General features: G+C 55.3%; 14 protein-coding genes. 2 read left to right on the plus strand and 12 right to left on the minus strand.

Annotated elements, in window-relative coordinates; all coding sequences use genetic code 11:
* Positions 1 to 103 precede the first annotated feature (103 nt).
* The 8 genes from AAC076_RS02030 to iscR form a co-directional block, all read right to left on the minus strand.
* Positions 104 to 526 (minus strand): SufE family protein, encoded by a 423-nt coding sequence (locus tag AAC076_RS02030; RefSeq protein ID WP_339842690.1) that lies wholly within the window; start codon positions 524 to 526, stop codon positions 104 to 106.
* Between the two features lie 13 nt (positions 527 to 539).
* On the minus strand, positions 540 to 1,073 hold the full coding sequence (sufT, locus tag AAC076_RS02035; RefSeq protein ID WP_339842691.1) for a putative Fe-S cluster assembly protein SufT: 534 nt from the start codon (positions 1,071 to 1,073) through the stop codon (positions 540 to 542).
* 13 nt (positions 1,074 to 1,086) lie between these two features.
* Positions 1,087 to 1,443: an iron-sulfur cluster assembly accessory protein gene (locus tag AAC076_RS02040; protein ID WP_339842692.1), complete on the minus strand. Its 357-nt coding sequence runs from the start codon at positions 1,441 to 1,443 to the stop codon at positions 1,087 to 1,089.
* 9 nt (positions 1,444 to 1,452) lie between these two features.
* Positions 1,453 to 2,697 (minus strand): cysteine desulfurase, encoded by a 1,245-nt coding sequence (locus tag AAC076_RS02045; protein WP_339842693.1) that lies wholly within the window; start codon positions 2,695 to 2,697, stop codon positions 1,453 to 1,455.
* A complete protein-coding gene (gene sufD, locus AAC076_RS02050; protein WP_339842694.1) occupies positions 2,690 to 4,000 on the minus strand; it encodes a Fe-S cluster assembly protein SufD in 1,311 nt (436 codons plus the stop codon). Before sufD ends, AAC076_RS02045 begins: the two co-directional genes overlap by 8 nt.
* A 5-nt stretch (positions 4,001 to 4,005) precedes the next feature.
* Positions 4,006 to 4,755 carry a Fe-S cluster assembly ATPase SufC gene (gene sufC / locus AAC076_RS02055; RefSeq protein ID WP_339842695.1) on the minus strand — a complete coding sequence of 250 codons (750 nt, stop codon included), beginning with the start codon at positions 4,753 to 4,755 and terminating at the stop codon, positions 4,006 to 4,008.
* 58 nt (positions 4,756 to 4,813) lie between these two features.
* Positions 4,814 to 6,250 (minus strand): Fe-S cluster assembly protein SufB, encoded by a 1,437-nt coding sequence (gene sufB, locus AAC076_RS02060; RefSeq protein ID WP_339842696.1) that lies wholly within the window; start codon positions 6,248 to 6,250, stop codon positions 4,814 to 4,816.
* Between the two features lie 117 nt (positions 6,251 to 6,367).
* Positions 6,368 to 6,856, minus strand: a complete 489-nt coding sequence (gene iscR, locus AAC076_RS02065) for a Fe-S cluster assembly transcriptional regulator IscR (protein ID WP_339842697.1) — start codon at positions 6,854 to 6,856, stop codon at positions 6,368 to 6,370.
* A gap of 299 nt (positions 6,857 to 7,155) precedes the next feature.
* Here iscR and AAC076_RS02070 point away from each other — a divergent pair, with 299 nt between their 5' ends.
* Positions 7,156 to 8,592, plus strand: a complete 1,437-nt coding sequence (locus AAC076_RS02070; RefSeq protein WP_339842698.1) for an aldehyde dehydrogenase family protein — start codon at positions 7,156 to 7,158, stop codon at positions 8,590 to 8,592.
* A 155-nt stretch (positions 8,593 to 8,747) separates the two neighbouring features.
* Here AAC076_RS02070 and AAC076_RS02075 read toward each other — a convergent pair whose 3' ends face one another.
* From AAC076_RS02075 to AAC076_RS02090, 4 genes are all read right to left on the minus strand, one after another.
* Positions 8,748 to 10,169: an NAD(P)(+) transhydrogenase (Re/Si-specific) subunit beta gene (locus tag AAC076_RS02075; RefSeq protein WP_339842699.1), complete on the minus strand. Its 1,422-nt coding sequence runs from the start codon at positions 10,167 to 10,169 to the stop codon at positions 8,748 to 8,750.
* Between the two features lie 3 nt (positions 10,170 to 10,172).
* Complete coding sequence (locus AAC076_RS02080) at positions 10,173 to 10,505, minus strand: NAD(P) transhydrogenase subunit alpha (protein WP_339842700.1); 333 nt, start codon at positions 10,503 to 10,505, stop codon at positions 10,173 to 10,175.
* A gap of 2 nt (positions 10,506 to 10,507) precedes the next feature.
* Positions 10,508 to 11,638, minus strand: a complete 1,131-nt coding sequence (locus AAC076_RS02085; RefSeq protein WP_339842701.1) for an NAD(P) transhydrogenase subunit alpha — start codon at positions 11,636 to 11,638, stop codon at positions 10,508 to 10,510.
* Between the two features lie 91 nt (positions 11,639 to 11,729).
* On the minus strand, positions 11,730 to 12,551 hold the full coding sequence (locus AAC076_RS02090) for a metal-dependent hydrolase (RefSeq protein WP_339842702.1): 822 nt from the start codon (positions 12,549 to 12,551) through the stop codon (positions 11,730 to 11,732).
* A gap of 212 nt (positions 12,552 to 12,763) precedes the next feature.
* Between AAC076_RS02090 and AAC076_RS02095 the strand changes: the two genes are divergently transcribed.
* Positions 12,764 to 14,176 carry an alanine/glycine:cation symporter family protein gene (locus AAC076_RS02095; protein WP_339842703.1) on the plus strand — a complete coding sequence of 471 codons (1,413 nt, stop codon included), beginning with the start codon at positions 12,764 to 12,766 and terminating at the stop codon, positions 14,174 to 14,176.
* Positions 14,177 to 14,187 lie beyond the last annotated feature (11 nt).

Below are 14,187 nucleotides of genomic sequence, written 5' to 3' on the forward strand. Positions count from 1 at the left end.
GTTGTGCGGCGGGCAAAGCTGACTCACGCCTTGACGCTTTCCAATTAACTCCTGGAGTGAGGCTCCGATAAGGCTCAGTCTCATTTCCGTGATGCAAGGTGGGTCAGACTTTGGATTCGGCGCTTTGCTGAATGCGTTTGACCATGGCTTTCAAGCCGTTTCCTCGGGTCATGCTCAAATGCTTGAGCAAATTCAGCTCTGCGAAATACTGCTCAATATCGAAGTCCCGTATTTCCTCGGGCGTTTTGCCATTATAGGCTGCGAGAACCACCGCAAGCAGCCCCTTGACGATAAAAGCATCACTGTCGGCATCAAAGTACAGCCGTCCGTCCTTTTCATGACCCACCAGCCAGACCTGACTCTGGCATCCACGCACGATATGGTCGTCCGAACGCTGTGCTTCATCCAGGGGGGGAAGCTCACGACCCAGGTCGATGATGTATTTATAACGATCTTCCCAGGTGTCGAAGAAAGACAGCGTATCGATAATATCGTCGCTGGTGACTTCGGTGCCAAACTGACTCATGGTCTGCGTTTCCTTAAAAGAACATGCCGGTAGCGAGTTGAGCTTCTTCGCTCATCATTTCGCGGGACCAGGCCGGATCGAACACCAGATCAACCTTGACGGCCTCTACATTGGGTACCCGGCGTACTCGGTACTCCACGTCCCCTACCAGGACTGGACCCATACCGCAGGCGGGTGCCGTCAGGGTCATGCGGATATCCACACGCTTTCGTTCCTGATCAACCTCGACAGCGTAGATGAGCCCCAGATTCACCAGATCAACCGGGATCTCGGGGTCATATACTGTGCGCAATGCTTCCCATACCTGCTCTTCGTGAATCTGGTCATCTGTTGGCTCGGGAAAGCTGAGAAGCTCGGGCTCAAGGCCAAGCTTGTCCGCATCAGTGCCGTCCACGCGAACCATCTGGCCGTGATAGGTCACCGTATAATTCCCACCCAGAGCCTGGGTGATGGTGACAAAAGTATCCTTGGGAATGGTCAGCGGCGTGCCGTCCGGAACCCGGCGCGCAGGACAATCTGCCTGCGCAACCACCATACGTCTTTCCATCTGTAGGTCTGCCTTAATTCACGCTGAAACTTTCGCCGCAACCACACTCGTCGATGACGTTGGGATTGACGAAACGAATCTGTTTGTTGATGCCCTCCTTGACCAGATCGATTTGCGTGCCACTGAGAATCGGCAGGCTATCGCCATCGACGAAAAGCTCTATCTCGCCATCGAGCTGGTAGCGCAGGTCACTCTCGGCGCCCTGCTCGACCATATCGATCACGTACATGAAACCCGTACAGCCACTCTTTTTAACACTCAGCCGGACGGAACGTCCTGGCTGGCTGGCAAGTTGACGACGGAAATGTTCCAAAGCAGCGGGAGTAACTGTTACCACCTGACTGCCCGGATCAAAGGATTCAACGCTCATGCATGACTCCTATAGGAACTGTCTGACCTTGGCCAATGCCTCGAACAAACGATCAACATCGGCAAAGGTATTGTAGATACTGAAACTGGCGCGGATAGTGCCAGGAATACCGAACTGGTCCATGATCGGCTGCGCGCAGTGATTACCTGTGCGCACCGCAACACCCTGCTGGTCGAGCAGCATGCCCACGTCGTGGGGATGGGCGCCCTCCAGCAAGAAGCTCATCACCGCGACCTTGTCCTTGGCCGTGCCTACCAGTTTCATACCCGGGGTATCAAGGGCACGTTGCTGAGCATAGGCAAGCAGAGCATCTTCGTGGTCGGCAGCCCCTTCCCGATCAAGGCTCTGCACATAATCCACGGCAGCACCCATGCCGATCACGCTGGCAATATCCGGTGTGCCTGCCTCGAATTTGTAAGGCAATTGATTATAGGTGGTCCCATCGAAACTGACTGATTCGATCATCTCGCCACCGCCCTGATAGGGGGTCATGCTTTCGAGTAAGTCGAGGCGGCCATAAAGCACGCCAAGACCCGTAGGACCAAAGAGCTTGTGCGCGGAAAACACATAGAAATCGCAGTCGAGCGCCTGCACGTCGACCGGCCAATGACTGATGGCTTGCGCACCATCCACGAGACAGAGTGCACCGTGATCGTGGGCCAGTTTCACAATGTCCGCTATCGGGTTGATGCTACCGAAGGCATTGGATACATGGCCGCAGGCAATCATGCGAACCCGATCATCCAGCATAGCCACCAGTCCCTGCATATCGATGGTGCCAGTGGCGTCAACTGGAATAGCCTCTACGGTGGCGCCGACTTCGGCTGCGACCATCTGCCAGGGAACTATGTTGGAATGATGCTCCATCGCTGAAACGAGAACGCGGTCGCCCTTGTTGAGGTTCGCTCTGCCCCAACTGGCAGCCACCAGATTGATACTCTCGGTGGTACCCCGGGTCCAGATCACCTGACGTGCTTCAGCGGCGTTGATAAACCGGGCAACCTTGCTTCGCGCTGCCTCGAACTTTTCGGTAGCCCGCTCGGCCAGCGCATGTGCACCGCGGTGCACGTTGCTGTTGTCCTGCTGATAGTAATCGACGATCGCCTGAATGACCGCCTGGGGCTTCTGCGTGGTCGCCGCGTTATCCAGGTAAACCAGTGGATGTCCGTTTACCTGCTGGTGCAGGATCGGGAAATCCATCCTCACCTGCTCAGCATCAAACGCGGTAACTGCCTTCAGTGCCGGATCAGTCATAGGCCAATTGTCCTATCTTGCCGCTTTTGCGGCCAAACAGCTCGGCCAGACGCGGGCGCAGGTAGTGCTGTATCGAGGGCTCCGGTACGTCGTTGAGCAGCTCGTTTATAAAGCCGAAGCTGAGCATGCTCATGGCCTCGGCGTGGGACACACCGCGGCTCTGGAGATAAAACAGCGACGTCTCGTTAAGCTGACTGATAGTAGCGCCATGGGCGCACCGTACGTCGTCGGCGTAGATCTCAAGCTCCGGTTTGGTATTGATCTCGGCATTGTGCGAGGTCAACAGGTTCTTGTTACTCAGTTCGGCCAGCGTCTTCTGCGCGTGCGGATGAATATGAATACGCCCGTTGAACACGGCCTTGGATGAGTCTCCGACAATACCGCGGAAAACCTCGTTAGTGGTGCAATGCGGTACGCAGTGCTCGACGTTGGTGTGATAGTCGATCAACTGCTTGTTGCGTGGCAGGTAGACACCATGCAGCTCCAGATGCGCACCTTCACCACGGTGGTTGACCTGGTAATCAATGCGCTTGAGACGGCTACCCTGGGCGATAGTAAAGCCATAGAAGCGGGCAGAACGATGCAGATCCACATGCACACCACCCACATGCAGCAGGTCTTCCTGCTCAAGGTTGATACGGTAGTGCTGAACTTGCGCGTTATTGCCGACGACAACCTCTGTCAGGCAGTTAACAAAGCCGTTCTGTTGCTCGCTACTTGAAGCATAATGCTCAATCAACTCCGCCTGGCTATTCTCTTCCAGAACCACCAGCACGCGCTGGTTACTGATGGCCGGCTCGGCGGCTGGCGTAGAGACATTGATGATATACACCGGCTTGGCGAGCTTTTCGCCACGGGGAACATGAATCAGCAGACCGTCCGCAGTCCAGGCATTGCTCAACGCAGCAAAGAGGTGGCGACCGGAATCAACCACGGCGCCAAGATGCTCCTGCACCAGTTCGCGCTGGGTCTCGTCGGCGTCGGCGAAACGCACCACACCCGCAGGTAAGGCGCTGGATTCACCAGGCATGAACTGCCCGTTGACGAAAACCAGGCGGATGGCATCAAGCTCATCGATCGGCTCAATATCCTGCTTCCAATCCGTACCTGGAGATGTACCCCAAGTGCCCGAAACTGCCGTTTGCAGCGGAGCAAGTGGCGTGTATTTCCAGTGCTCGGTCTTGCGGCTGGGCCAGGGAGCGGCTGACCAGTTATCCGCACCCTGCCGGCGCAGACTGGCCAACCAGTCGGGGCTTTGCTGTTGGGCGGCTAGTTCAAGCGCCCTGTTCTGAAAATCCGTCATGGTGATCAGGCCACCTCTTCTTCGAGCCAGGCATATCCCTTGGCTTCCAGCTCAAGTGCCAGACTCTTGTCACCGGATTTGACGATCCGACCGCCGGCCAATACATGGACGTGATCGGGAACGATGTAATCAAGCAAGCGTTGATAGTGGGTCACGACAATGAAGCTACGTTTGCCGTCACGCAGGCTGTTCACGCCATCGGCAACCAATTGCAGAGCGTCGATGTCCAGACCCGAATCGGTCTCGTCGAGAATGCACAGGTCTGGCGCGAGCAGCATCATCTGCATCAGCTCGTTACGCTTCTTCTCACCGCCGGAGAAACCCTCGTTTACTCCACGCTTGAGAAAGCTCGCAGGCAGATCTACACGCTTGCTGGTTTCGCGGGCCAACTTCATGAAGTCGACGGCCGAGAGCTCCGGCAGCCCGGCATGCTTGCGCCGCGCATCAAGAGAAACCTTCAGGAACTCCATGTTGCTGACACCGGGAATTTCTACCGGATACTGGAATGCCAGAAACAGGCCTTCACGGGCTCGCTCCTCGGTATCCATCTCGAGCAGATCATGCCCCTTGTAGGTAATGGAGCCGGCTGTTGCTTCGTAGCCTGGACGCCCGGCCAGAACGTTACCGAGGGTGCTCTTACCGGAGCCATTGGGCCCCATAATCGCGTGAACCTCGCCCGGCTTGATCTCGATGTCCAGGCCCTTAAGGATATCTATTTGCTCAACTTTAGCGTGCAACCCTTTGACTGATAACATATTTGACGCCCAATAACTGTGTGAATTTTATATATCTGGAGCAGACTGAAAGTCGGGATTAACCCACCGACCCTTCCAGACTGACTTCAAGCAACTTGCCTGCCTCGACCGCGAACTCCATTGGAAGCTCCTTGAATACCTCGCGGCAGAAGCCGTTGACGATCATCGAGATCGCTTTTTCGGCATCCAGTCCTCGCTGCTGGCACAGGAACATCTGGTCATCACTGACCTTGGAGGTCGTAGCCTCGTGTTCGACTACCGCTGTCGGGTTGCGGCTTTCTATATAGGGAAACGTATGAGCACCGCAGCGATCACCAATCAGCAATGAGTCGCACTGGGTAAAGTTACGCGCGCCGTCGGCACCGGGATTAAAGCGCACCAGACCACGGTAAGCACTATTGCTCTGCCCCGCAGAAATACCCTTGGCGATGATTGTGGACTTGGTGTTCTTGCCCAGGTGAATCATCTTGGTGCCGGTGTCGGCCTGCTGGAAATTATTGGTCAGAGCGACCGAATAGAACTCACCGACACTGTTATCACCCTTGAGGATGCAGCTTGGATATTTCCAGGTGACTGCAGAACCGGTCTCAACCTGAGTCCAGGAAATCTTTGCATTGGTATGGCAAATGCCGCGCTTGGTAACAAAGTTGTAGATACCACCCTTACCTTCCGCGTTACCCGGATACCAGTTCTGCACAGTCGAGTACTTGATGGTCGCGTTATCGAGTGCAACCAACTCGACGACAGCAGCGTGGAGCTGATTCTCGTCACGCATCGGTGCGGTACAACCCTCGAGGTAGCTCACTTGAGAGCCCTCCTCGGCGATGATCAGCGTGCGCTCAAACTGTCCTGTGTTCATCTCGTTGATGCGGAAATAGGTCGACAGCTCCATGGGGCAACGCACGCCCTTGGGGATGTAAACGAAGGAACCATCGGAGAAGACCGCCGAGTTAAGCGCTGCGTAATAGTTATCCTTCTGAGGGACAACGCTACCCAGATACTTTTTGACCAGCTCCGGACAACGATGCACCGCTTCACTGATAGGACAAAAGATCACGCCCGCCTCTTCCAGCTTGGCGCGGAAGGTGGTCACTACCGATACCGAATCGAATACCGCATCGACAGCAACACCGGCAAGCATCTCCTGCTCGTGGAGCGGGATCCCCAACTTTTCATAAGTACGAATAAGTTCAGGATCGACTTCGTCCAGGCTCTTCGGCTTGTCAGCCATGCTCTTGGGCGAAGAAAAATAGGAAACCGCCTGGAAATCAATTTCCGGATAATGCACGTGGGCCCATGTAGGCTCATCCATCTCCTGCCAGGCGCGGAACGCCTTTAGGCGCCACTCAAGCAGCCACTCGGGCTCGCCCTTCTTCTCGGATATGAAGCGTACAGTGCTCTCATCCAGACCGGGAGGCAGAGTATCGGATTCGATGCTGGAGTGAAATCCAGCTGCGTAATCGCGCTTGATAAGGCTTTCGACTTGTTCAGTCACGGTATCACCTCGGTCAGGCAACGGATGGTGTGAACCATCTGTCGCTGCTTATTTCAGGCAGCAGCACGGGCCAACGGTGGCCTGCACTGCATGAATCGGACGGTTCTTGTGACCGCTTCAGATAATTCGTTCCAACGTTGATGCTTTGGATGCAGAGCTGTTGATGCAGCCGCTTTGATCCTGCCGAATACGGACACGCTGAATATCTTCACGTGAAACCAGATCAGCAAGGCTGATATCGCTAAGGAAGTCGTGCAGTCGTTCGCTCAGATCAGACCATAAATGGTGCGTCAGGCAGACTTCACCCTGCTGGCAGTCACCGCGTCCAAGGCATCGTGTGGCGTCCATGGAATCGTTAACGGCTTCGACAATCTGCGCCACACTGATGGCGGAGGGACCACCGGCCAGACGATAACCACCACCAGGCCCGCGTACGCTCTCGACCAGCTTGCATCGACGCAGCTTGGCAAAAAGCTGTTCAAGATATGAAATGGACACACCTTGACGCTGTGAAATATCCGCCAGCGTGATCGGCCCCTGATCTTCGTGCAGGGCAAGATCCAGCATGGCGGTTACCGCATAGCGGCCTTTCGTTGTCAGTCGCATTAGCGATCCCGAACCGATTGGACATTGCCGCACTATGCAATAGCCAAGCGTTTTAGTCAAGTATTCAGCTGTCCTGCGACCCGCATTATAAGGCTATTTGTGCGCATCCAGAAGGCGCTGACACGTATCCATACATCCCCGCACTGATAACCGACTCAGTTGTTATTGCCTGGCCACATCAGGTCAACCGATGTTCCGACATCAATGGAAAGCAGATGATGCACAAAGAGGCTGATAGACCGGGCTGGACAATGGTATCTTCAGAGGTATATTCGAACCGTAAGAAAAGGAGTCCATCAATGAATCATTACCACGAATTCTTCATCAACGGCGAGTGGGTCCAGCCAAAAGGCGACAGGACTATCGACGTGATCAACCCAGCGACAGAACAGGTCGCTGCTACCATCGCACTGGGTAACAAGGAAGACGTCGATCTGGCTGTTGAAGCCGCCAGAAATGCCTTTGTCACCTTTTCCCAGACAACGCGCGAAGAGCGCATCGCTCTACTTGAGCGAGTCATGGAAGTTTTCATGAAGCGCCTCCCCGACGTTGCAGAAGCCATTTCCATCGAGATGGGTGCACCGGCCAAGCTCTCCAAGACTGCACAGGCGCCGTCAGGTATCGGGCACTTTTCAGCCGCTCTGGACGCGCTCAAGGAGTTCAAGTTCGAAGAAGAGATGGGCACCACGCTGGTCGTAAAGGAGCCAATTGGTGTTTGCGGTCTGATTACCCCCTGGAACTGGCCGATGAACCAGATGGCCTGCAAGGTTGCCCCCGCTCTGGCCACTGGCTGCACCATGGTTCTCAAGCCCTCTGAAGTTGCGCCCTTGTCTGCCTTGATTCTGGCTGAAGTTCTTGAAGAAGCCGGTGTACCCGCTGGTGTATTCAACCTGGTCAATGGCGACGGCCCCACTGTTGGCGCAGCCATGTCTGCACACCCCGGCATCGACATGATGTCCTTCACAGGTTCCACCGCCGCTGGCCGGATGGTCATGAAGTCCGGTGCAGACACCATCAAACGTATCGCTCTGGAGCTGGGTGGCAAGTCCGCCAATATTCTGCTTGATGATGTCGACTTTGAAAAAATGGTTGGCCATGCGGTCATGTCCTGCATGAACAATACCGGCCAGTCCTGTAACGCGCCGACTCGCCTGCTGGTACCCAACAACCGTATGGACGAAGTGGCTGCTATTGCCAACGCCGTCGCTGCCAAGGTCAAGGCTGGTGATCCGAACGCCAGCGATACTGTCATCGGCCCGGTGGCTTCGGAAAACCAGTGGAAGAAAATTCAGGGTCTGATCAAGGACGGTATCGAGGAAGGCGCTAAACTCGTCACCGGCGGTCCGGATCGTCCTGAAGGCCTCGCGACGGGCTTTTATGTCAAGCCGACTGTGTTCAGCCACGTAACTAACGACATGCACATTGCTCGCGAAGAAATCTTTGGGCCCGTGCTGTCGATCATCGGTTATGAAGATGAAGAAGATGCTGTGCGCATTGCCAACGACACCGTCTATGGGCTGTCTGGCTATGTATCCTCCTCCAATCTGGATCGTGCACGTAATGTTGCTCGCCGCATTCGTACCGGCATGGTGCACCTCAACGGCGCTCCGCTGGACAACAAGGCGCCCTTTGGCGGTTACAAGGAATCAGGTATCGGCCGTGAGTGGGGCCACTACGGCTTCGAGGATTTCCTCGAGGTCAAGTCCATCTTCGGTTACAACGTTGCTGCCAAGTAAGCAGACCGCCGGGGCTACCCCGGCGCCTGTTTTCTGAACACAAAAAAGCCAGCTTACGCTGGCTTTTTTGTGTCTGGTGCAAAAGTGAAAATGGATCCCCACCTTCGCGGGGATGACATTTTCTCAAACATACTGCCCCTATGGAGCGCCGTCCGTTAACCGAGTGACTTGATCGCCTCGATCATTTGCGCCATCACCTTCTGGGCATCACCGTAGACCATGGAGGTATTGTCGGCATAGAACAGTTCGTTCTCTACCCCGGAGTACCCCTTGCCCTGCCCGCGTTTGACCACATAGGCAGTCTGCGCCATATCCACATTGAGGATCGGCATACCGTAGATCGGACTCGACTTCTTGGTTCGCGCAGCCGGGTTAACAACGTCGTTGGCACCCAGTACGATTGCAACATCCGCCTGGGCGAAGTCCTCGTTGATGTCTTCCAGGTCAAAGATGATGTCGTAAGGCACGCCAGCTTCCGCCAGCAATACGTTCATGTGACCAGGCATACGGCCGGCAACCGGATGGATAGCAAAGCGCACGTCAACGCCCTGCTTCTGCAGCATCTTCACGAACTCGTAGAGTTTGTGCTGAGCCTGGGCAACTGCCAGGCCGTAACCCGGAACGATGATGACCTTATTGGCGTAATACATCGCGATTGCCGCATCGGAGGCTTCTGCCGCTTTCATGCTGCCTTCGATCTCGCTGTCGCCGGCATCGGCTGTCTCGCCGAACTGACTGAAGATTACGTTGGACACCGGACGATTCATTGCCTTGGCCATCATCAGCGTCAGCAGCGTACCCGCCGAACCAACCACGGTACCGGCAATGATCATCGCAGGGTTCTGCAGCACGAAACCTTCAAATGCAACAGCCAGACCGGTAAAGGCGTTGTACAGGGAGATCACCACTGGCATGTCGGCGCCGCCAATCGGGTTGGTCAGCATGACACCCAACACCAGCGACAGAATGAAGAATACTGATACCAGTGTGATGGACACCTCGCTTGCCATGCCCGCGGTAGTGATTGCCGCGCCAGTTGCCAATGCCAGAAAAAACAGCACCGCATTGAGCGCTTGCTGGCCAGGCAGACGGATGGTCTTGTTGATTCGACCATCAAGCTTGGCCCAGGCAATCAATGAGCCCGACAGCGCCACAGCACCAATAAGGCCGCCAAGTACGGCAAGTACAGTCACTACCAGCCCGTGGGACTGAGCGTTACCCGAAAACAGCTCGATAGCGGCAATTGCAGCTGCCGCGCCGCCACCCATACCGTTATACAGGGCAACCATCTGCGGCATATCAGTCATGGCGACTTTCTTGCCGCTGTACCAGGCCCAACCAATGCCTATGCCAAGCGCTATGACAACCAGCACCAGGTTGACCCATACATGGGGCTGAGCTTTTTCGTTAACGTCCAGGCCATAGAGGAAAGCCACAGCCACGGCGATAACCATACCCCAGCCGGCAACAACAATACCTGAGCGAGCAGTTACCGGACTCGCCATGCGCTTGAGTCCGTAAATAAACAACAGGGCCGCAAGAAAATAGGCCGCTTCGATTATCAGCGTTGTATCCATGACCTATTCCTTATCCGACGTTGAGGCTTTGTCAGCGCGCTTGTCGCTGGTTTTGAACATCTGCAGCATGCGCTCGGTCACAACGTAACCGCCCGCTGCGTTGCCCGCCCCCAGGAGTACGCCGAAGAAGCCGATAACCTGTTCCAGTGGTGTCGCCGCATTCAACAGCGCCCACATGGCACCTACGACAACAATACCGTGGATGAAGTTGGAACCGGACATCAGGGGCGTGTGCAGAATCGCCGGAACGCGACCGATGATCTCGTAGCCGGTAAAGGCGGCGAGCATAAAGATATACAGGGCAACAAACCCGGTAATAGTGGTTGTAGCGTCCATGATCATTCCCCCGTAGTGGTTTCGGCTGCTTTTCGGGCCGCTTCGTTCTTGATTTCACCGTCATGAGTCAACACGGCGCCCGCCAGAACCTCGTCTTCCCAGTCGATAGTCAATTCACCATCCTTGACCATCAGGCTGATAAGAGCCAACAGGTTGCGCGAGTACAACTCTGATGCGTGCTCCGCAAGGTGGCTGGGAATATTCAGTGGCGCGACGATGGTGGTCGGACCAACCTCGACGGTGTCGCCGGGCTGAGTCAGGGGCGTATTGCCGCCGCCCTCTGCCGCAAGGTCAACAATCACCGAGCCTGGCTTCATGCCGAGGATCTGGGATTCACTGATGATTTTGGGGCTGGGACGACCTGGAATGGACGCTGTAGTGATTACCGCATCGGCATTCTGGATATGGCGGGTAAGCACCTCATCAACCTTGGCCTGTTCTTCCGATGTCAACTCTCGGGCATAACCGCCAGAACCGCTGGCAGATACCCCGGTATCAACGAATTTGCCGCCTACGGACTCAACCTGCTCTTTCACCTCCGGACGAACGTCATAGCCCTCTACGATTGCACCGAGCCGCTTAGCCGTAGCCAGAGCCTGCAAGCCTGCTACCCCGGCCCCCATTACAAGGATGCGCGCCGGGCGAAGTGAACCCACAGCCGTGGTCATCATTGGCAAAATACGGTTGAGATTGGTCGCTGCTAGCAAAGCGGCATAATAACCGGCCAGAGCTGCCTGGGAAGACAAGGCATCCATGGCTTGTGCACGGGTAATGCGCGGCACAAGCTCCATCGCAAAACAGGTAATCTTGTGATCACGCAAGGCCTGCACGATAGGGGCTTCACGGTGTGCATAAACAAAGCAACAGAGCACGGTGCCGGGTTTCATCTGCTCGATTTCCGCGATCGATGGCGGTTGCACACGAAACACCAGATCGACACCGGTAGGTGGCTCGGCAACCTTGACGCCCACTTTTTCATAAGCAGCGTCGGGAATCCTGGCGGCTTCACCGGCTCCCGGCTGAAAGCTGATTTCGATCCCGAGTTTGGAAAGTTTTTCCGCTACCACTGGGACCAGGGCAACGCGCTTCTCGTGCAGTCGGGTTTCCCCGGGGACAAACAACTGAACAGTCATGACAGACCCTTCGCTTCAAAAGATGGCCTATCATAGACCATCGTCTGGGTTGTTTGCGATAGGGCGCCCTGTTATGGAGCGCTGGGTACGCTCAGGCTGGCTGCGGCTCAAACTCCCGAGCCACCTCGTCCATCAACTGTGCGTTATTGTGCTGCCAGGGATGGAAATCCTCTCGAAAGAAATCGCGGTACGCTGGAATCAAACGAGTAAAAAATCCTTTTGGTCCCCAAAGCCAGACCATACCGTTCCACCACGTACCAAAATTCAGTTTCCCATCCTTTCTAAGCATGTGCAGCGTGCCCTTGGTGACATCCTTGAGAAAGAAGAAGGTCGCCTGACGCATCGCCTTGCGTAGGATCTTGCGGTCTCCTGACACCTGCATATAAACGTCAAAGGCGACTGCCTTATGCTCGGTTTCCTCCAGGGCATGCCAGCGCCAGAGTCGCTGCATTTCCGGGTTGGCCTTATCTATCCATTCCGGTTCACTCAGCAGCGCATTAGCCAAAATCGCCGTAAAATGCTCCATCGCAACCGTACCGGCCAACTGGCGATCCGGAGAAAACTGCTTCTGCACGAACCTGATACGCCGCTTGACGTGCATCTCCAATCGATCGATGTCATACCCAAGTGCCCGCAATCGGTTGTTGTAATCGATATGTTCGCGGCTGTGATGACCTTCCTGACCGATGAAGCCACGGATCTGCTCCTGTAGCACCGGATCGGTGATTTGATCACGAAACTGGCGTACCGAATCGATGAAATAGCGCTCGCCATCCGGAAACAAAACCGACATGGCGTTGAAAAAATGGGTCTTGAATGGGTCATTGCCGTGCCAGTAGCGCGGTAGCGGGTCCGGCAGGCTGAAATCCATACGACGCGGACGTATTTGCAGGTGTGCAGGCGTAAGACTCATATCGACTCCTGAGGCAAGCGAGGCTTATTGCCCCGTTCTAATGTATCTCGCGATAGTAGGCTTTCAGTTTGACAAGTAACAGGTCGGATACAGCCATTTACCAAGGCGTATATGGCGTAGATCGAAGAGAGGGTACCTCTGGCTGGCACATTTCTTGATTGAGGCTAGGGTTAAAAAGTACTCCTTGCGAACCTAACTACTCAGGAAGAGCCATGACAGCGATCATTGATTTTCTCAATACTATCTTCTGGGGCTATGTCCTCATCTACGGGCTTTTGGCGGTCGGTGTGTTCTTCACGATTCGCCTGGGCTTCCTGCAATTTCTCAATTTTGGCGAAATGATCCGGGCGATCAGGGGCTCCCGTCAAAGCGACAAGAACGGGATCTCTCCCTTTCAGGCCCTGGCAACCAGTCTGGCGTCCAGGGTAGGAACGGGGAATCTTGCGGGCGTGGCAGTCGCTTTGTATCTGGGTGGCGCGGGCGCGATTTTCTGGATGTGGATGGTTGCCCTGGTCGGCATGGCAACCGCCTATTCAGAAAGCACCCTGGCCCAGCTATACAAGATCCGCGATGGCAGTGGGCAGTACAGGGGCGGGCCGGCTTTCTATATTTCCCAAGGGCTGAATGCGCCCTGGGCCGGCGGTGTATTTTCTGTTTGCCTGATCATCTCCTTCGGACTTGTTTTCAATGCGGTTCAGGCAAACTCAATCGCCGATGCGATGGAAGGTGCTTTCGGTTTTTCCAAGATGTGGGTGGGTATCGGCCTGGCAATAGGAGCAGCTCTGGTCATTTTCGGAGGAATACGCTCAATTGCCCGCTTCGCCGAGATTATTGTGCCGTTCATGGCTGGAGCTTATGTATTGATGGCCCTGGTGGTCATGGCCATTAACATCACTGATGTTCCGGGCGTGCTGGCGACTATTGTCCGAAGTGCATTCGGGCTGGAAGAAGCCGCCGGAGGTGTGGCTGGCTCCGTGACTGCTGCGATGTTGAACGGCATCAAGCGTGGGCTGTTTTCCAACGAAGCAGGCATGGGATCGGCGCCGAACGTGGCAGCTACAGCAACCCCCGCGCCCCACCACCCCTCATCCCAGGGTCTGGTACAGGCGCTGGGTGTATTTATCGACACCATAGTGATCTGTACTGCTACGGCGGTCATGATCCTGCTCTCCGGCGTGCTTGAACCTGGCTCGGGCATTACCGGCACCCAGCTGACCCAGCAAGCCATGGCTTCCCATATTGGGGTGAGCGGTACCTACTTTATCGCTATTGCCATATTGTTTTTCGCCTTCACCTCGATCGTAGCCAATTACTCCTACGCGGAAAACGCGATGACGTTTCTGGGCATGGGTAACAGAACCGGCTTTACCGTGTTGCGCATTGCAGCTCTGGGCATGGTCGTCTGGGGATCGATGCAGGCAGTCTCTACGGTATTCAACGCCGCTGATGCGTCCATGGGCCTGATGGCTACGGTAAATCTGATCGCCATCGTGCTGTTATCCGGTACCGTGGCGAAACTGACCAAGGATTATCTCGCCCAACGCAAGGAGGGTCTGGTGCCCACCTTCAAGCTCAAGGATTTCCCCGAACTGAAAGACAAGATCAAGAACGATATCTGGAGGTAAAACAGCAAGGC

It is taken from the genome of uncultured Halopseudomonas sp. (assembly GCF_963977355.1).
Classification (GTDB): Bacteria; Pseudomonadota; Gammaproteobacteria; order Pseudomonadales; family Pseudomonadaceae; genus Halopseudomonas.

Bases quoted from the DNA above. Each gene is read 5' to 3' on its own strand.
- AAC076_RS02030 (WP_339842690.1), bottom strand. From the start codon at position 526: ATGAGTCAGTTTGGCACCGAAGTCACCAGCGACGATATTATCGATACG.
- sufT (WP_339842691.1), bottom strand. From the start codon at position 1,073: ATGGAAAGACGTATGGTGGTTGCGCAGGCAGATTGTCCTGCGCGCCGG.
- AAC076_RS02040 (WP_339842692.1), bottom strand. From the start codon at position 1,443: ATGAGCGTTGAATCCTTTGATCCGGGCAGTCAGGTGGTAACAGTTACT.
- AAC076_RS02045 (WP_339842693.1), bottom strand. From the start codon at position 2,697: ATGACTGATCCGGCACTGAAGGCAGTTACCGCGTTTGATGCTGAGCAG.
- sufD (WP_339842694.1), bottom strand. From the start codon at position 4,000: ATGACGGATTTTCAGAACAGGGCGCTTGAACTAGCCGCCCAACAGCAA.
- sufC (WP_339842695.1), bottom strand. From the start codon at position 4,755: ATGTTATCAGTCAAAGGGTTGCACGCTAAAGTTGAGCAAATAGATATC.
- iscR (WP_339842697.1), bottom strand. From the start codon at position 6,856: ATGCGACTGACAACGAAAGGCCGCTATGCGGTAACCGCCATGCTGGAT.
- AAC076_RS02070 (WP_339842698.1), top strand. From the start codon at position 7,156: ATGAATCATTACCACGAATTCTTCATCAACGGCGAGTGGGTCCAGCCA.
- AAC076_RS02075 (WP_339842699.1), bottom strand. From the start codon at position 10,169: ATGGATACAACGCTGATAATCGAAGCGGCCTATTTTCTTGCGGCCCTG.
- AAC076_RS02080 (WP_339842700.1), bottom strand. From the start codon at position 10,505: ATGGACGCTACAACCACTATTACCGGGTTTGTTGCCCTGTATATCTTT.
- AAC076_RS02085 (WP_339842701.1), bottom strand. From the start codon at position 11,638: ATGACTGTTCAGTTGTTTGTCCCCGGGGAAACCCGACTGCACGAGAAG.
- AAC076_RS02090 (WP_339842702.1), bottom strand. From the start codon at position 12,551: ATGAGTCTTACGCCTGCACACCTGCAAATACGTCCGCGTCGTATGGAT.
- AAC076_RS02095 (WP_339842703.1), top strand. From the start codon at position 12,764: ATGACAGCGATCATTGATTTTCTCAATACTATCTTCTGGGGCTATGTC.